General features: G+C 65.0%; 16 protein-coding genes. 2 read left to right on the plus strand and 14 right to left on the minus strand.

What is annotated here, in order from left to right; translation table 11 throughout:
• Positions 1 to 106: 106 nt before the first annotated feature.
• From ACN9MY_RS20500 to ACN9MY_RS20520, 5 genes are all read right to left on the minus strand, one after another.
• Complete coding sequence (locus ACN9MY_RS20500; RefSeq protein WP_426336057.1) at positions 107 to 2,236, minus strand: type I secretion system permease/ATPase; 2,130 nt, start codon at positions 2,234 to 2,236, stop codon at positions 107 to 109.
• A gap of 1 nt (position 2,237) precedes the next feature.
• Entirely contained in the window at positions 2,238 to 3,605 is a 1,368-nt protein-coding gene (locus tag ACN9MY_RS20505) for an HlyD family type I secretion periplasmic adaptor subunit (RefSeq protein WP_426336058.1), read from the minus strand.
• Positions 3,595 to 5,718 carry a peptidase domain-containing ABC transporter gene (locus ACN9MY_RS20510; RefSeq protein WP_426336059.1) on the minus strand — a complete coding sequence of 708 codons (2,124 nt, stop codon included), beginning with the start codon at positions 5,716 to 5,718 and terminating at the stop codon, positions 3,595 to 3,597. Before ACN9MY_RS20510 ends, ACN9MY_RS20505 begins: the two co-directional genes overlap by 11 nt.
• Before the next feature lie 168 nt (positions 5,719 to 5,886).
• Positions 5,887 to 6,543, minus strand: a complete 657-nt coding sequence (gene aroQ / locus ACN9MY_RS20515; RefSeq protein WP_426162367.1) for a gamma subclass chorismate mutase AroQ — start codon at positions 6,541 to 6,543, stop codon at positions 5,887 to 5,889.
• A gap of 53 nt (positions 6,544 to 6,596) precedes the next feature.
• Positions 6,597 to 7,061 (minus strand): PliI family lysozyme inhibitor of I-type lysozyme, encoded by a 465-nt coding sequence (locus ACN9MY_RS20520; RefSeq protein WP_426162368.1) that lies wholly within the window; start codon positions 7,059 to 7,061, stop codon positions 6,597 to 6,599.
• A 296-nt stretch (positions 7,062 to 7,357) separates the two neighbouring features.
• Between ACN9MY_RS20520 and ACN9MY_RS20525 the strand changes: the two genes are divergently transcribed.
• On the plus strand, positions 7,358 to 7,705 hold the full coding sequence (locus ACN9MY_RS20525; RefSeq protein WP_426336060.1) for a hypothetical protein: 348 nt from the start codon (positions 7,358 to 7,360) through the stop codon (positions 7,703 to 7,705).
• 158 nt (positions 7,706 to 7,863) lie between these two features.
• Entirely contained in the window at positions 7,864 to 8,208 is a 345-nt protein-coding gene (locus tag ACN9MY_RS20530; protein ID WP_426162370.1) for a helix-turn-helix domain-containing protein, read from the plus strand.
• A gap of 309 nt (positions 8,209 to 8,517) precedes the next feature.
• On the opposite strand, the gene ACN9MY_RS20535 is transcribed toward ACN9MY_RS20530, so the two are convergent.
• The 9 genes from ACN9MY_RS20535 to ACN9MY_RS20575 all read right to left on the minus strand — a co-directional run bounded on the left by ACN9MY_RS20535 (position 8,518) and on the right by ACN9MY_RS20575 (position 17,961).
• Positions 8,518 to 9,492, minus strand: a complete 975-nt coding sequence (locus tag ACN9MY_RS20535) for a fimbrial protein (protein WP_426336061.1) — start codon at positions 9,490 to 9,492, stop codon at positions 8,518 to 8,520.
• A gap of 204 nt (positions 9,493 to 9,696) precedes the next feature.
• Entirely contained in the window at positions 9,697 to 12,207 is a 2,511-nt protein-coding gene (locus tag ACN9MY_RS20540; protein ID WP_426318476.1) for a fimbria/pilus outer membrane usher protein, read from the minus strand.
• Positions 12,208 to 12,403: 196 nt separating this feature from the next.
• On the minus strand, positions 12,404 to 13,150 hold the full coding sequence (locus tag ACN9MY_RS20545) for a fimbria/pilus periplasmic chaperone (protein ID WP_426318477.1): 747 nt from the start codon (positions 13,148 to 13,150) through the stop codon (positions 12,404 to 12,406).
• 91 nt (positions 13,151 to 13,241) lie between these two features.
• A complete protein-coding gene (locus ACN9MY_RS20550; RefSeq protein ID WP_426318478.1) occupies positions 13,242 to 13,790 on the minus strand; it encodes a fimbrial protein in 549 nt (182 codons plus the stop codon).
• Between the two features lie 181 nt (positions 13,791 to 13,971).
• Positions 13,972 to 15,015 (minus strand): hypothetical protein, encoded by a 1,044-nt coding sequence (locus ACN9MY_RS20555; protein ID WP_426162377.1) that lies wholly within the window; start codon positions 15,013 to 15,015, stop codon positions 13,972 to 13,974.
• Between the two features lie 3 nt (positions 15,016 to 15,018).
• Positions 15,019 to 16,614 carry a type III secretion system outer membrane ring subunit SctC gene (gene sctC / locus ACN9MY_RS20560; RefSeq protein WP_426318479.1) on the minus strand — a complete coding sequence of 532 codons (1,596 nt, stop codon included), beginning with the start codon at positions 16,612 to 16,614 and terminating at the stop codon, positions 15,019 to 15,021.
• Complete coding sequence (locus ACN9MY_RS20565; protein ID WP_426162379.1) at positions 16,608 to 17,027, minus strand: hypothetical protein; 420 nt, start codon at positions 17,025 to 17,027, stop codon at positions 16,608 to 16,610. The genes sctC and ACN9MY_RS20565 overlap by 7 nt, the downstream gene beginning before the upstream one ends.
• Entirely contained in the window at positions 17,024 to 17,242 is a 219-nt protein-coding gene (locus ACN9MY_RS20570) for a hypothetical protein (protein ID WP_426162380.1), read from the minus strand. The genes ACN9MY_RS20565 and ACN9MY_RS20570 overlap by 4 nt, the downstream gene beginning before the upstream one ends.
• The gene (locus ACN9MY_RS20575) at positions 17,239 to 17,961 is read right to left on the minus strand and encodes an HrpE/YscL family type III secretion apparatus protein (RefSeq protein WP_426162381.1); all 723 of its coding nucleotides are present in this window, start codon (positions 17,959 to 17,961) and stop codon (positions 17,239 to 17,241) included. Before ACN9MY_RS20575 ends, ACN9MY_RS20570 begins: the two co-directional genes overlap by 4 nt.
• Between the last annotated feature and the right edge of the window lie 69 nt (positions 17,962 to 18,030).

An 18,030-nucleotide genomic window follows, 5' to 3' on the forward strand; every position in this document is an offset into this window, starting at 1 on the left:
CCAAGGCGGCGGCAAACCATGCAAGTTACCGCTGGAGCGAACCACGATTGGCTCTGGCGGCAATTATCCGGACCGGTCCGAGCGCCGCCGTCGATCATGCCGCGCACTACGCAGCGCCGGTCTGCAACCGCCACAGCCGCGCATACAGGCCATCGCGCGCCAGCAGTTCCTCGTGGGTCCCATCCTCGGCCACGCGACCGTCGTCCATCACCAGGATGCGGTCGGCGTGGCGGATCGTGTTGAGCCGGTGCGCGATGCTGATCACGGTTCGGCCGGCCACGATATCGGGCAGGCGCTGCATGATGGCCGCTTCCGACTCGTAATCGAGGGCGCTGGTGGCCTCGTCGAGGATCAGGATGCGCGGATCGGTGATCAGGGCGCGTGCCAGCGCCACCCGCTGGCGCTGGCCGCCGGACAAGGCCGCGCCGCGTTCGCCCACTTCGCTGTCGTAGCCCTCGGCCAGCGCATCGGCGAAGGCATCGACCCCGGCCAGGCTGGCGGCGGCACGTACCTGTCCCTCGCTGGCGCCGGGACAGCACAGGCGGATGTTGTCGGCGATGGTGCCGGCCAGCAGCACACTGTCCTGCGGCACGATGCTCATCTGCCGGCGCAGTTCGACCGGGTCGGCCACTGCGATGTCGGCGCCGTCCAGCAGGATCTGGCCTTGCTGCGGGGTATACAGGCGCTGCAGCAGCCGCACCAGGGTCGACTTGCCCGAACCGGATGGCCCGGTCACGCCGACGAAGCTGCCGGGCGCGATGTCCAGCTGCAAACCTTTCAACACCTCGGCACTGTCCTCGCCATAGCGGAAGCGCACTTGGCGGAACGCCACCGCGCCGGCCAGCGCCGGCAAGGCGCCGGCGCCTTCGGCCGCCGCCTCGGCCGGTTCGTCGAGGATATCGCCGACCCGGCGCAGGGCGATCTGCGTGTGCTGGAAATCCTGCCAGACCTGAGCCAGGCGCAGGATCGGCTGCACCACATGGCCGGACCACATATTGAAGGCCACCAGCTCGCCCACGCTCATCTGCCCGGCCAGCACCGCATGCACGCCAAACCACAGCAGCAGTGCAGCGCCCAGCTTCTGCGCCAGGCCTATGCCCTGCCCGGCAATAATGCCCAGCGCCTTGCTGGCGAACTGGCTGCGCAGGTAGGCCGCCAAGCGCTGCTCCCACTGCGCCGCCAGCCGCTCCTCCACCGCATTGGACTTGATAGTCTCGATGCCGTTGACCGCTTCGACCAGGAATGCGTTGGCGTCGGCATTGCGCTCATAGGCCGCCAGCGCGCGCTGGCGCAGCAGCGGTCCGAATACCATCCACAAGACGAAACACAGCGCCAGCGAGAGCGCCAGCACGCCGGTCAGCACCGCCGAATAGCACAGCATGACAGCCAGGAACACCAGCACGAACAGCAAGTCCAGCACCAGCGTCAGTGCCGAGCCGGTGAGGAACTGGCGCACCGAATCCAGCTCGCGCACCCGCGCAATGATGGCGCCGGCCTGGCGTGCGCGGAAATAGCGCAGCGGCAGCGCCAGCAAGTGACCGAACACACGTCCTTCCAGTTCGGCCGTGATCTTGCTCGACAAGTTGCCGTACAGCCAGCTGCGCAGCCAGCCGTACAGCGGCTCGAAGAGCGCCAAGCCCAGCATGCCAATCAGCAGCACCTGCAAGCTGCCGGCGCTGCGGCTGACCAGTACCTTGTCGACCACGTTTTCGAAGAACAGCGGCGTCACCAGGGCGATCGCCTGCAGCGCCAGCGACACCGCCAGCACCCAGGCGAATTGGCGCCAGTGGCGCCGCAGCGCGGGCAAGAACCAGCGCAGGCCAAATGCCGGCGTGCGCGTTGGCGCGCGGCGCTCGCCCAGCAACAGCACAGTGCCTTCGCACCAGCCCTGCAGCTCGCCATGCGTGAGACGCAGTTCGGCCCCGGTAGCCGGCAGCCACAGCGTGGCGCCCGCGCTGTCGTTGGCCGCCAGCAGTACGAAGCCGTCCCCGGTCAGCAGCAAGGCCGGCGCCGGCAGCGTGGCCAGGTCGCCGGCGCGATAGCTGGCGACGCTGGCGCGCAGGCCAAGCCAGTGCGCCAGGCGGCACAGCTCGGCGGCGCTGGCGGCCTCGCCAGCCCGCCCCATTTGATGGGCCAGGCGCTGCGGCGCAACCGCCAGGTCGAAGCTGGCCGCGGCACGCGCCAGCGCCAGCAGGCCGGTGTCGGACGCGGCCGTGAATGCGGTGAGCCGGTCCATCTTAGCGCTCCCGCATGGCCGTGGCCTGGTAATCGCGGATCGGACTTAGCAAGTAATCGATCACGCGCCGGCGATCGGTCTTGATCTCGGCCACCACGCTCATGCCCGGCTGCAAGTCCACCTGCTGGCCGTCCACCAGCATGCTGCCGCGCGCCAAGTGCACGCGCGCCGGGAACACATAGCCCAGCCGTTCATCCTTCACCGCGTCGCGCGACACGAACGACAGCCGCGCCTGCACCGTGCCGTAACGGGTATAGGGGAAGGCGTCGACCTTGACATCCACCGGCTGGCCGGGCACCACGAAGCCGACATCCTTGTTCAGGATATTGACTTCGGCCTCCAGGCCGCTGGCATCCGGCACCACCACCATCAGCGTCTGGGCCGGCGTCACCACCCCGCCCACCGTGTGCACCGCCAATTGCTGCACCACGCCGTCGGCCGGGGCCCGCAGGCTCTGCAGGTCCTTGCGTTCGACCGCCTTGGCCAGCTGCTGTTCGATTTCGGCCACGGCATTGTCGGCCTGGGTCAGCTTGTCGCTGAACTCGCGCCGCATATCGGCCAGGTAAGTGCGCTTGCGGGCCAGCAGGTTGGCATGCTGGGCTTGCAGGACCTGCAACTGGGCCTGTTGTTGCGCCTGGCGTTCTTCGAGATCGAGCTGTTCGCGGCTCTTCTCAAGCAGGGCCACGTGCGACACCATGCCTTGCTGCTCCAGCGTGCGCAGGGCGCGCAGGCGGCTCGCCACGTTGCGATGCAGTTTGTCGAGCGCCTCCAGTTCACGCGCCGCCGCTTGCTGGCTGGCCTGGTTGACCGCGCATTCCGCCGCCAGGTCGGCCAGGCGCGCCGACAAGGCTTGCCACTCGCTGGCCAGGTGGGCGCGCGCCGCCGCCACCGGCGTGGGACCGATGCCGGCCGGCGGCGCAAACGCGGCCGGCGGATCGTCCGCCAGCAAGGCGCGGAAACGCGCCGCCTCCAACTGGTTGGCGACCAGTTGATCGCGCAAGCGCAGAGTGTCGGCGCCCGCCCCCAGCAGCTTGAGGTCGATCAGCGGCTGGCCGGCCGTCACGCGCTGGCCGTCGCGCACCAGGATCGCCATCACTTCGGCCTGTTCCAGCGGCTGGATCAGCTTGGAGCGCGAGGAAGCCACCACCCGGCCGCTCGCGCTGGCATGGATGTCCAGCCGGCCGAACACCGACCAGAGCAGCGCCAGCAGGAGCAGCAGCGCCAGCGCCAGCGCGCTGCGGCGCGCCCAGGGCGAGGCCGGTCGCTGCAGGATTTCCAGATAGGCGGGCAGGAATTCGTACGAGGTGTCGGGCCGGCGGTCCGGCTGGCCGCGCCGGCGCCAGGCGCCAAGCAAGGATTTAAATGGCATGGGACTGCTCCGATAAGAAATTTTGTTGTAAGCGCCACAGGCGGGCATAGCGGCCGTCCTCGGCCAGCAGCGCGGCGTGGCTGCCGCTTTCGACGATGCGGCCGCGCTCCAGCACCACGATGCGGTCGCAGCCGGCCACGGTGGACAGGCGGTGCGCCACGGTCAGCACGGTACGGCCCTGGGCGATGCGCGGCATGTGCTCGCGCAGCACTTGCTGCGCCTCCTCGTCCAGCGCACTGGTGGCTTCGTCGAATATCAGCACCGACGGATCGCTCAGCAGCGCGCGCGCGATCGCCAGCCGTTGCCGCTGGCCGCCCGACAGCGAACTGCCGCCCTCGGCCAGCACGGTGTCGTAGCCCAGCGGCAGCTTCAGGATGAAATCGTGCGCGCCGGCCAGGCGCGCGGCCGCCATCACCGCTTCCAGCGGCGCCGCCGGCTCGCGCAGCGCAATGTTGTCGCGCACCGAACGGTGGAACAGGAAGTTTTCCTGCAACACGACGCCTATGCGCCGCCGCAATGCACCCGCCTCCAGCGCGGCCAACGGCTGGCCATCGATGAACAGGGCACCGCCCTGCGGCAGGTAAAGTTTCTGGATCAATTTGGTCAGCGTCGATTTGCCGGAGCCGGAAGGGCCGACAATGCCGACGTGCTCGCCGGCCCGCACCGTCAGCGACAGCCCGTCCAGCGCCGGCGGCAAGTCCGGCCGGTAGCGGAATTCCACCGCATCGAGAGTAATGTCGCCGCGCAGGCGGCCCGGCAGGCATGCGCTGCCACCCTCCTGTTCGACTGGCAGGTTGAGCATATCGCGCAGGCGGTCGACCGCGACCCGCGTCTGCACGAACTGCTGCCACAATTCGACCAGGCGGGTCAGCGGCTGGCTGGCCTGGCCGGCCAGCATATTGAAAGCGATCAACTGGCCCACGCTCAGGCGCAGCTGCAGCACTTCGTGCGCCCCAACCCACAGGATCAGCACCGCCACGACTTTTTGCACCCACTGCACCGCCTGGTTGACCAGCACTTGCCGGCTCTGCACCGCGAAGCCGCTGGCGACCTGGTCGCGCGTGGTTTCTTCCCAGCGCCGGCGCAGGCGCGGCTCCAGCGCCAGGCCCTTGATGGTTTCCACCGCGCCCAGCGACTCGGCCAGCAGGGAGGCGCTGCGCGCGCCATGGTGGAACATGGTTTCGATACGCCCTTGCAGGCCGGGCGTGGCGCGCCAGGCCAGCAGCAGGTACAGCGGCAGCGAGGCGGCCAGCAGCGCCGTCAGCAGCGGTGACAAGCTGGCCATCACCCCCAGCAGCACCAGCGTGAAGACGGCATCGACGCACAAGCCCATCGCCGCCCCGGTCAGGAACTCGCGCACGGTATCGGCCTCGCGCACGCGCGCCACGATGGCGCCGGCCTGGCGGCTGCGGAAATAGGCCAGCGGCAGGCCCAGCAAGTGGCGTACTAGCTCGCCGCCCAGGCGCGCGTCGATGCGGGCCGCCGTGTGGCCCAGCAGGTATTCGCGCAAGCCCTTGAGCAGCACTTCGGCCAATGCCGCCAGCGCCAGGCCCAGCACCATCACGTCAAGCGTGGCCAGGGCCTGGTGCACCAGCACCTTGTCCAGCACCACCTGGAAACCCAGCGCGGGCAGCAAGGCCAGCAGTTGCAGCACAAAGGAAAACAGCAATAATTCGAGCAACAGGCTCCGGTGCGCGGCAAACGCCGGCACGAACCAGCGCAAGTCGAAACGCAGTGCCGGCCCGGCCAGTTGCAGGGCCTGGCCGCTCCAGTCCTCCTTCAGGTCGGCCAGCGCCAGCTGCATCGGCTGCGCCCGGTCCGGCACTTGCACCAGCGCGCGCGCCTCGTCCATGGCGGCCAGCACAGCGAAGCCGCCGCTGCGGCGCCGGTAAGCCAATGGCAGCTGGGCTGGCCGCAGCTTGCGCCAGCCCAGGCGGCCCAGGCGCAGCCGCACCCGGTGCCGGGTGCCGTATTCGGCCAGTGCCGCGCCCAGCGGCTGGCCGGGCTGCGGGTTCGGCGCCTGCGGTTCAATGCGCGCCAGCGCCAGCAGGCTGGCGGCGCAGGCCAGCGCCGAGCCGGTGTCGTCGGCGCTGTCGGTTGGATGGGATTGCATGGTAACTCCAGTGGGGCAACGCCGAAGCGTCGTCGGTTCGCATCAAAATGCGCAGCGCCGACGGCTTGGGCCAGTGCTGCGGTGATAGCTGGATGTTACCGATAGGAAATCATTTTGGCGCACCGGGAGCGAGATCTCGGACTGGATTACCAGAACCGGACCCCGGACTTATTTGCCGCGCGGATAGGCGCTGCCGTCGGTCAGCACCAGGGTGGCGTGTTGCGATGCCTCGACGCTCAGATGATCGCTGTCCATGGCGGCAAAAATCACGGCGACGCGCGGCCGCTTGGCCGGATTGGACAGGATCGGCCAGGCCGCCGCGAGCGCCAGCAGCAGCGGCTGTTCGAGCGCATCGAGGCGCGGCCGGGTCTCCTGCGCCAGATCGGGCACGGGACCGGCGGTAATGCATGGCAGCGAAGCAGTACAGGCGCGCTGTAGCATTTTGGCGGCGTCGATCTGGGCCCGGAAAAACAGCTCGCTCCAATCGCTGGGCAAGCCCAGCGCCGCGGCCTGCGCCGCGAAACGCTCGATAATGACGCGTTCGCGCGCGAGATCTTCGATGGCCCCGCCGTGGCGCCATTTGTAGCGCGCCACGTCCGGCATCAGCGCCAGGCGCTGCTCCATCAGCTTGCGCAATTGTTCGAGCAACGCATCTTCGTAGGGCGGTGCACCGGCAGATGCCGCCTGCTGCGCCTCTGCCAAGCCCACAGCGCTGGCGGAGCCCGCGCCGGTCAGCGGACCGTCCTCCCCCGCATTAGCCGCATAGGCTGCGCCGGCATACAGCATCGCCAGCCCGGAGGCCGTCAGTAAGGTAAATCGCTTCATGGCATTCCTTTCGTTTTTAATCGCTTGGTGGGGCGCTCCCCGGGCGCGCACGCTCAACGCCGGCGGCGCGACAGCGCGGCACGCAGCACGGTTATCGGGTCGGCCTGAGGCGACAGCCCGCCGACGCTGGCGCGCAAGGCAAGCTTGCCGTGCGCAACGCTGAACGCGTCGGCCGCCAGGAAGGATCCGGAACCGGCGCTGCGCATGATCACGATCAGGCTGTCCGCCTTGCCATCGAGCCTGTCCAGCATGATTTTTTCCACGCTGCCGTCGCGCGGCAAGACCAGACCGGCCTCGTAGAACACAGTGTCGTCGCCCGGCGCAGCGCCGGCGCTCGAATACAGGCGCACGCTGTAGCTGCCGATCGAGCGCGCTTCACAGTCGCCCTCCGCCACCACTGCCGTATACTGGCGCCCCACGGCTAGTTTTCGGACAACGCGCCCGGAATCGTCCGCGCGGCAGGCAGCGTTCGACAGGGCAAGGAGCCCGGCGAAAGCCAGCAGTTTGCAGGATCGCATAGGCCTCCTTGCTAAAAGCCACCCAGCATAGACGCCTTCCGCCCAAGACAGCGCGGATCGCTGCATTTCTCGGACCGAATCACTGCAGCACTGCCGACGGTCCGGTAAACCCGCGCGCCAGCACCGCGCCGCACTTGACGTTTTAGCATGCATGATCCACGACATCTCGATTCAGAGGATCATCCATGCCGGAACTGCTTATCTCCACTCCCGTCCAGCACGGCGACACCGCGCCCTGCCCCAGTGTCGCGAAAGCTGGCACAATAGCGGTTGGACACTGCTCCCGGGAAACCCTTATGTCAGACGACACGCCGCTGCTCGACCTCGACGAGCTGCAGGAACTCTACGATGCTGATGCTCTGCGCAACTTGCTGACGCAAGTGCGCCAGCACCTGTCGGCCGACCTTGCCATCATCCGCAGCGAGGCGGCCACTGGCCGCCACGAGGTTTGCCGCAGCGCCACCCATCGTCTGAAAAGCATGCTCATGTTCGTGACCGGCGAGCGCCTGCGCGCCGATTTTGAACACCTGGAAGAGGCCTTGCGTCAGAACGCGATCAACGTGGCGCCGGCGCTGGAGCAACTCCAGCAGCGCCTCGGCCAGTTCGACGCCGAACTGGCAACCGCCCTCGATCACCTGGCCTGACCATTCCTCCCCGCGAGCGCAGCCGCAACGCGGCGGCGTAATCTCGTCCGGTAATTGCAGCACACGCCTGTGGGCCATCTGACCCGCCGGGATAATTCTTCACGCCAATCCCGGCACCCTGATGATAACCACAGCCTGGCGCTGCTATCGATATGAACATGAAAACGCCCGAACATGCCGTCTACAACCCCGACATGCTGCTCGACACCGTCAAATTCTGGCTCGGTTTGCGCTACGACGCCGCCCTCGCCGACCGGTTGCAGGTCACTCGCACCACCATCAGCAAAATCCGCCACCGGCACTGCCCGGTATCCTCCGAGCTGCTGCTGCGCATCCATGAGATGACCGGACTGCCGCTCCGCGAGCTGCGCTTTCTCGGGGGGGATTTTCGTTGGCACACCGGAACTTCGACCTGGACCCTCCTCCCCAGCCAAGTGACATGCCAGCTGTCGGCGCCGCTGCGCGCCTGCGCGCACAGGGCACGCCAGGGCCGGCGCTTTTAAGCCAGCGCGGTAGTTTCCCGCCCCAACTAACCCCTGCGCGCGGGGCACGTGGGCGCCCCAGTGATACACCAGGGTGACCGTCTCAGCGCCCTTGGTGATACCGGGACTGGTCTGGCGGCCGGTCGACTCATAGCGTACACTCAGAGGAACCTTCTCCTGTTAGTACACCAGGGCCTCTTCCTGGACTTTGCTGCCGCAGCACGTGACCTGCCAGTTGTCCAATCCGATACGTCATTGCGCGCGCCGGGCCCGCCAGTGCCGGCGCTTTTAACGTCCCGCCCAAGCGCGCTCGGCTAGCCGACTTAGTCGTCAGTCATAAGTTATGGTGAATGTGGCCATGCTGCGAATAATACCGGGCGTAACTTTGCCCGTCGCCACATAACGCACACTGAGCGGGATCTGCACTGGCCCCTGTGGATAGTGCCAAGTGTTGGCGATTCGGCCAAGTGACCACTTGTTGCCAGGCCCGCCCAGACGCACCGGCTTGCCATCGCGCGCAATGCGCAGCTGCACACCTTTGACTTCGGAGCCGGCAGCCGGCGTTAGCAGATCGCCATCCTTTCCGTTTCCATTCGCGTCCGATAGGTAGATAGACGGTTCGGCTCCAGCGTAGCAAAGCAGCCGGACCTGGAATGGCGTTTCGCCAGCTTCGCTCCCGATGGTGCTCAGGTCCGACGCTCGCACCTCGTTCAGCCTAACCTCGCTCTGGGAAACTTGCGCTGTGCAGGTCGGACGAACAAACTTCACCTTGAATTGCCACGCTCCCGCATCGTGTTCCTTCCACATCCATTTGTCCGTGAACCGCATCACTTCGCTGGACACATCCCCCACCACCGAGGTCGCCCCAAGAGCCCATCGGGTCAGCTGAATCGAAAACGTCTTATCGAAATTCTTGCCCCCCTCATCTATGATGGTGCTCGTGTCGAACAGCAAGCCTTTGCGCTCCCGAACGATATTGCCCTCGCTGTCACGCAATATCATGCCAATGCCCGGGATTCCCGTCTTCCATGCCCAGCCCCCATCCGTTGATTCAAAAGGAATCTGATAATAGACTTGTACGCCCAGCGTGGTTTTATCACAGTGAAAGCTAAGCTTCATGGGGTAACTTGTCGAGCTACCAAATGAGTCGTCGTCAGTACCGAAAGCTGGCAACATCAGCTTATTGAGAGGCTGCATCGGGGGACTGATAAGCGTGCACGTCGCGTGCGCGGAAAAGCTGGCGACCACGAGGCCAAGACCAACGGCAAACCTGCGCCACATGGCAGGAAGTTTCACTAAAAACATTATGGTTCTCCTGAACTGATGATATGTCTGGGTGGATGAACGTCAGCGCGACACGCCGATGGGAAGTCAGGTAGTGGTGGGCAGCAGGCCCATTGCAAGTGCCTGCTTTACGTGCGCTGGCGCATAATCGGGCCAGACGAGAAACGCGGCCGCGATGCAGACAGATGGCGTTGAAATGGCTTCCACGCGACACCGGAAATTTCTTCATGGCGAACCCGATGCGGCATTTGAAGCAGATTCGGTCAGCGCGCCCGGCCCTGTCGGACCTTGCTTGACACTGGATTCATCCGCCGTCCGGTGCTGCGCCACACAGACTGCACTGCTACGGGAAAATGGGCTCGCCGCTCCCGCTTGCTGCTGCAAGTGATAGTCGAAGTCGCAACGCTGTGCTGCTCCATCACCCCAATCCGCGTAAAGGTGGCCTCTATCCTCGATTCCACGCACGTACAGCTGCCCCCCCTGTCCGACAACGCCAACCTCGACACCTTGAGCGTCGCGGACAGTCGAACCGAACGGCAATGGAGCACCATCGGCGCCGGTCAATGTGAGAAGCGCGGCACGTCCGGTCACGGTACCAAAGCGCACCATCACCACCGAATTGGCACGTGGCGCCACTTGTGCGCTGGTGCTCGTAAAGTCAACATTGCTTGCCGCGCCTTTGGGATCGATTTCGACATTGTTCATGCGATATGGCGTCATGTACGGCACCACCGCATAACCTCGTCCGTCGACCTTCACACCTGGCGCATTGAAGACGCTGGCCCCTTTGGCCGACTTCGCTTCCAATACGGCGACTGTATCGCCCAGATCGTTCGCCAGCGTCACGCCGCCAGGGTGCACCACCACGCCGCCGGATACTCCGCCCGACCATTGCGAATAGCCCTGGCTGCGGCTGCCGGTGGCACGCAGCGCTGCAAATTGCGTCCGGTAAGAGACATTGGCGCCGAAATCGGCATCCTGTCCGTGCCCAGCCCGCACGCCGTAACTGAGGGCATTGTCTTCACCATAGCTTCCGCTCAGCTCGGCAAGTTGGCTGGTGCCGCCGCGATCGTGGGTGGCGCTCAGCGACATCATCGGCGCCTGTGTGCCACGGCCGAACGGCACCGACAGGCGCAGGGCAATGCGATTATCCATCTGCCCGCTCAGCATGTCGCGCTGGCGGCCGGCTGAAATGTCGTAACTGACATTGGTGCCCAACGCGGTCAGAGAGTTGTTGTAGCGCAAAGTGAAATCGGTCCCCGCCCCTGGCCGGTTCCAATAGCGGCCAGCGACACCGGACAGCGACAGCACGCCGCCGCCTTCCCCGAACTCTTGACTCAGCATCAACTGCAATTGTTCACGTGGGCGATCGATGCTCAGCGATTCCCAGCCGCGAGCCTGGTAATCGCGCACCAGCGCCGTATCGCTCAAGTTCCAATAGCCGCGCGAGGAATAGCGCAGGGCCGCCAGGCTGAAGTTGGTACCGGTCGAGGCCATGCGCTTGCTGTAACGCAGACGCAGACTCTGCCCCGTGGCCGGCGCGGTATGCGCGAACTCCGCGCGCGCCTGGGTCAGGTCGGCGGACAAAGCGCCCAGCGAAGTATTGAAGGCGGCGCCCCCCGTCACAGCCCAATAGTGCTGGGTGGCGGTCACACCGCCATAGGCGGTTACCATATTGTTCAGGCCACGCTGCAAGGTACCCTGCAACAAGGCATCGCCATTGTTCAAGCGGCCATCCCGCAAGCGCCCAGCCGATACGCTGTAACGCATGGTGCCTGGCCGCAGCAGTTGCGCGACCGAGGCAAACGGCACCACCGAGCTATGCTGGCTGCCGTCTGCCTCCGTCACCGTCACCAGCAGATTGCCGCCATAACCGGTGGCGTACAGGTCACTGATCTTGAATGGGCCGGGGGCCACGGTGGTTTCCAGCAGCGTCATGCCGTTCTGGGTCACCGTGACGCGCGCATTCGTACGCGCCACCCCCTGGATCAGCGGTGCATAGCCGCGCAGCGAATCGGGCAGCATATTGTCGTCGGTCGCCACGGTCAGGCCTCGGATGCCAATGCTATCGAACACGGCGCCATCGGTGAAGGCGTCGCCCACGCGCAGCTGGCTCTGCAGCGACGGCAGATCACGCTGAACGTAAGTGGAGATATTGTCGAAACTGCGCCGCCCCTTGTTGTCGCGCATCATCGATGAGTTATGGCGCAGGTGCCAGTCGCCGATATTCAAGCCGGCGCGCAAGCCCAGGTAGTCGCTGGTGTCGCGGCCGCTGTGGAAGGTGTTGAAATCATATGCCAGCGTAGCCGACGTTACGCCGGCATCCCACAGCTCGGGGCTGACGTAACCGCGTGGCTGTTTCAGCAACGCCGCCTGCGGCAGGTTCAACTCCAGGCGCAGTTCGCCCGTGTCGAAGTGCTCGGTGGCAGCCGGGACGAGTCGGCCCAGCGCAGCGCACTGGCCCGCCTGCGCTTGCGCCAGCTCGGCGCGGCTCCTGCTGGACAGAATAGCGTAATCGAGACCAAGGCGGCCGATCAGCGCCTTGTCAAGACAAGCACTAGCATTCGCGACACCGGGGCTGGCAACAAAGCGTACTGAAGTGCGTCCGCGCCATTCGCCGTTGACGATAAGGTCAACCAGGTAATCTCCCGGGGTCACCGGGTTGCCGCGCGCAAAGCGCGACAGGTCGACGGCACCGCCGCCACCGCCCATCAGAAATTGCTCATTGAATTGCATCGACTCCGAACTGCTTTCGGCACTGGCTGGCAGGCACAGATGGACAGAAAAAACGCCCAGCATTGCCGCACAGATGCGGCGCAACACAAGACGGTCGCGTCCGCACCCGGAGGGTGGTTGGTGATAACTCATAGTGATGATTCGTTAAGTTAAGGGGGCGCGGAGCTGCCGCGCTACTGCAAGCGGGAAATGCTGTTCAGGGCGCGGCAACGTCGCCGTTAGAGCCGCCGCCGTAGTCGTTGAGGAAGGTGTACTTGACCTTGAGCGCACCGGCTGGCGCAGCGCTCAGGTGCCCGACCGGAAATTCCTGGGTCGCACCGGGCGCCACCATACCGCCCGCCTCGCTTTCATAGCTGGCATTGCCGGCGCTCGCAGTCAGCTTGCTGAACGTAACGTGGTAAGGAGTGGGATTGGTTGCGGTCAGGACGTAGTTCCCTGACTCGGCCTTTCTCCAGGCCCAGTGCACTTTGGCCGCGGCGTCACGCGGGTCTCCCGGCAGGCCCGCGGGACGGAAAAATACTTTGATACGGCTGCGAATAGCCAGCTGCAGCATATTCTGCGGACGTTCCCCTTTTTCGGCGCGCGGCGGCACTTCCAGAACGTTGAGCCAGAATAGGGATTCCTTATCCTTCGGCAGCGCGTCATGCGTGTACATCAGGCGCAGGTGCTGTCCCTTACGCGGATCTATGCGGGACAAGGGTGGCGTCAGAGCAAAAGGCACTTTGGCCGAGCCCGGCGTAGCGGAGGCATCGCCGTCGTCCAGCCACACTTGGGCCAGCACCGGAGTCTTGCCTTCATTACTCAGCTTAACCGTGACTTCGCGCTCGTCGGCCGGATAGATAACACGGGTGCCGGAAATGATAATGTTGGCGTTGGCCGTGCCGGCACTGATCACCATACCCACCGCCAGCAGCATCGAAAAGAAAGAAGGTCGTACTAACATATCGCGATTCCGATCTTGGTCAAATTGAAATACGTGCTGAAAAAGGCGCCGATGCCCAGCCAAGCCATCGACGCCCTGCTTACTTAATGCATCACAGGTACTGGATGGTGTAAGTCGCAGTGGAAGTCACGGCACCGGGGGTCGCCGCGCCCAGCGCAGCGTACTCGGCGAAGTACTTCAGTTCGGCCTTCTTGCCGGACACGGTAGCAGCGCTCGAACCTTGGTCCGCCGGGGTAACGGCAGCCAGATTCATGTCCTTACCGTCACTGTTCAGCAGCGCAATGCCGACGTTGGTAGCGGCGTCCTTACCCGTCAGGTTGTTTTTCAGCTTGCCGGAATTGGCATCCAGCGCACCAGGCACGAAGAGCGCGCTTACCTTGCCCGCTTGGTCGTCACACTCGGTCAGGCTCAGCGTGAATGGAACACGGCCGGCGCGCTGGCCTGCCGTAGCCAGCGACCCAGCGACAGCAGATGGCAGCGCTACAGTGAGATCGCCCTTACCAGTGTTGACCTTGCAAGATTGAGCCAGCACCTTGCCGGTGAAGGTGATGGTGCCATCCGCTGCGTGCGATACAGCCGGCACGATGGAAGCAGCGGCCAGCAGTGCGCCAACGATCAGGTTTGCTTTGGAGTGTTTCATGTAATGCCTTTCAAATGAAAGTAGATTTAAAAACCGGACCGGTTAGTCCGGCTGCGTGATGCGAGGTGCATCCTAGCGGCGCGTAGTCCGAGAGCGAAACTGCGACGCCACTTTCTAAGACGGGTTCACACCGGCGCGATGGCGACTAGGACCAGCTCACCTTCGCTCCGGAGCCCCCGTCTCAATTCGATTGCTTGCGTACCAGCTGCTGCAGCACAAGCGGCTTGCTGTCGGGTGTCGTCCACACCAGGTCCGGCCAGCGCAGCGCTTGCCCGTACAAATAACTGAACAAGGCCTGGCGCCGTTTGCGCGGCGCCGATTGTCCCAGCACGGCGGCGGCCAGCTTGTCCAGCATGCCGGCCGGCACCGAAGAATTGGCGATGTCGATCATGGCCCGCGCATGTTTGAACGGCAGCACGGCATCGCCTGCCACGGCCCCCGGGTAGCGCTGTAGCGCCCTCCCGTGTTCGACCATGGTGCGCACCGCCCCTGCCAGGCGGCTGACAATGATGAACACGGCGATCTGCTCCAACCGTCCCACTTGCCCAGCCCAGGCACTTTGCATGGCGTTCAACGTCTTGGTCGCATCGGTGGTTCCGCCCACTTCGGCCAGCACATCGAGCACGGTGCGCACCGTCGGCTTGCTGGCCAGCAGCTCGCAGTAGTGGCGCTCCACGCCAGGCAATGGCGACGTTGGCGCGGGGGGCGGCGCGGCGCGCATCGCCGGCAAGGCGCGGAAAATACTGTTCAGCGGCGCCGGATACTGCATGGCCAGCGCATGGGCCTCGGCATTAAGCCGGTTGGCCGATTCGTCGGCCATGGCCCGGGTGGCAAGGCGCAGCACCGCCCAGCGGTGCTGCGGCTGCAGGCCATCGGTCAGGTAATCCATCGCCTCGCGCCGCCCTTCGCTGAAGGCCTTGGCGAACAGGCGCGCACGGCCGCGCAGCTGATCGAACAGGTCGCGTCCCTCCAACAGACGCAGCACGGCGCACACTTCCTCCACTGACGCCTCTTCTTCGTCATGCAGGGCGTGCATGTCCACATCGAAGCGCTGCTCCAGCGCGAGCTGGGTCGCTTCCACCACTTCGCTGACCTGGAAGGTCAGTTCTTCCATGGCGTTGACCAGGCCTTGCTGCGAATACCCTCCCTGGCTCGGGCCATCCGCCTTTGCTTGCTCGCGCGGGACGTAGGTGGGGAACGCACCACGTGAAATCGCTTCTGCCATCGCTTAGCCTTTGTCTGAATGGGAGGCGCTTGGTACAGGCAAGGTAGCGTCCGCTGCCGCGTCGTGTCCCACGACGCGCGCCGTTAGAATGAACAGGCGCTCCAGCTCATCCTTCTTATCGCTGTCGGCCGAGAACAAGCGCCCCAGCAGTGGAATCTTGCTCAACACGGGAACGCGCTCCTGTCCGTTTTGCGTTTGTTCGCGGCGGTAGCCCCCGACCACCAGGGCCTGGCCCGGGTGCACCAGGGCTTGGGTGCTGATACTATTGCGCTCGGTCGTCGCACTGCTGCTACCGTCGCCTGCCGTGATCAGCCTGCCGTCCTCGATGTCCACCAGCAGATGGATGGTGGGGTCGGCTGCATCGGCAATCACGCGCGGGGTCACCTTCAGCAAGGTGCCGGCGGTCAAGCTCTTCAAGTCGGCAGTGCGCTCGCCCAGCAGCTTGACGTAAGCCGACTGGCTCATGTCCAGCACAGCATCGACATTGTCGAGCGTGAGCAGCGAGGGACGCGACACCACGCGCAGCGCGCCTTCCGATTCCAGTGCACGCATTTCCAGATTCAGCTTGCCGAGCGACCACAACACAAGATTGGCGCCACCTTGCTCAGCATCGCCGCCAGCGTGAGAAAACCGGCCCCCCATCTTTCCGCCCTGCAGCGACAGGCCGGCCGACCAATCGCGCAGCGTGCCGCGCTTGGCGTCGACGATGGTCACCAGGATTTCCACCTGCTCGACCGGCACATCCAGTGCCATGATCAAGTCCTGGTACATGGCGCGCCGTTCGGGCAGGTCGCGTACCAGCACGGCATTCAAGGGCGCATAAGCTTCGACGGTCGCAGGTACCGGCGCGGCCGGAGGCGCGCCTGGCGGCACCGGTTCGTTGCGTTGCGCCGCACGTGCCAGGGCGATCGGTCCCGGCCCGCCAAAGGGCTCGGGACGTCGCCCCGCCACCATCTGGCTGAGCAGCGTTGCCACACCCGGCTGAATCAAGAGCTGCTCGCGTACAGTGGTTTGATGATCGGCCGCAAGTGCGTATTTCAGGCGGAACAGCATGGGCTGCGGCGTCTCCTTGTTCTCGTCCTTATGCTCCAGAACGCTCTTTAGCAGGCGGACATAGTCTGGCGGACCGGCGACAATTACCGTGCTGTTGCTATCGTCACCACCTCCCCATCCGAACTTGGACTCAAACAGACCGAGGCCCTCCAAGGCCTGGCGCGCGCCCGCGCTATCAAGGCCGGCCAAACTGACACGCTCGGTCACCTGTGCATCCGCAGCCGACACATACAGCACTCCGTGATAGACGAACCACTGGAAGCGCTGCGCCGCCGCCAGGCGGTCCAGGTAGACGCTGGCCTGAGCCGCATGTGGATCGAACGGCACCGGCGCGCGGGTCAGGGCGCCATCCCGCAGACTCAGACGCAAGCCCATGGTGCGGGCAAACGCTTGCAGGCGCTCGCCCAGGGTCGATGCTTCGCCGCGATAGCTGTACAGCGTATCGTTCCAGGAAGCGGGCATGGCAGCGGAACAAGGCGTGACGGACACGCCCAGCGCCAGCAGCAGTGCCGCGCCTGCAGCCAATTGGCCCAACGGTCTCAGCATGCTCGCCCTCCTGCTGGGGCCGATGTGAGCAAAAGCAGCCAGGCGTCGATCTGGTTCAGCATCGCCTCGATTTCGTCCAGCAGGGAAGCCCTGTCCCGTGCCGGCAGGCGACGCACGAAGCGCAATGCGGCAGCCGCATGGCTATAGCTGAGGCTGGCAGCATGATGCGCGCTGGCCGGCAGCGCCATGGCACATAAACGCGCAAACAGCACATCGTCCAGTGGCTGCGCCAGCGCCAGTTCACCTGTTAGCCATGCGGAGTCCTCGTGCAGCGAAAGCTGCAGCGTGCGTCCCGGCAGCGCGATTTCAGCCGATCCGGTTTGCTCCAGACTGGCCAGGCTGGCGACAGCCGCGGCGTGCAGCGCCTCCATCTCCATGCCAGCCGTCACTGGCGTCGGCAGGCCATCCGTCATCGGATCTCCGTCATGATTTTCGAGAGCAAGCTATGGCGCCGTTGGGTGGCGACTTTGGCAGCCCACACTGCCATTTGCACTTCCTGAAAGGCCGCGACGTAAGCTTTCTGTTGCGCCGGATCGCTAGGACTGAGGTCGTTCATGGCTTTGTCAAAATTCTGCAGGGTGTTGCCGAAGCCGCTGACAAAACGGCTCAAGGGATTGTTGTAACTCATTGCGCTTCCTCCGAAATATCGCCCGCATGCCGGCCCAGTGCTGCCACGAGACTGCTCACGCTGGCGGAAAAATTGGCTGACAGTTCACTCCCGCCAGCGGTCAGTACGCATGTCCCAGACGCCACCGAGGCATCGGCCACGGACTGCCAGGCGTCACCGCTGCGCAGTTCCGCCGGCAAGCTGTCATAGTCTTGCGCATGCACTCGCAGCACCGCCTGGCTTGTGCCAGCTGCCGCACGCCATTCGCGCAACACAAGGCGCACACTGGACACCGCCGGCCAGCCTGGCGGCACTTCAAGCAACAGGCGCCGCAATGCCGTCCGCGCCAGTCGTGCCAGCATACGTCCCGCCTCCGTTTGCAACGCCGCACGCTGGCCCCGCAACTCTTCCAGCAAAGCATGCGCTTCGCGCCACACCATCTGGCTGGCTTCCTGCTTCAGCGCCAGGGCATCGTCGGCTGCCGCGGCGCGCACGGCATCCGCATCGTCGTAGGCCGCCGCGCGGATTGCCTCGGCTTCGACCTGCGCCGCGAGGCGCATTGCCTCGACCTCTTCCTGCCCTGCCGCACGCATGGATTGCAGCAGCTCCATGCCTTCCTGCCAGGTGGCGAGCTGCTCGCGCGGCAGGACCACGTCGTCCGGCGTGCGCGGCATACCGGGAGCAAGCCGCAAACGACGCACAACCGGCATCAGTAAAGCTGGATTCAACTCATCATTCATGCCTGCTTAGTGCGCTGGCCCGCGGTGCCGGTTCAGTATTTTTTTTGGCGAACCGTTCGCTGGCGGCGT

It is taken from the genome of Pseudoduganella sp. R-31, from assembly GCF_049913235.1.
Classification (GTDB): domain Bacteria; phylum Pseudomonadota; class Gammaproteobacteria; order Burkholderiales; family Burkholderiaceae_D; genus Rugamonas.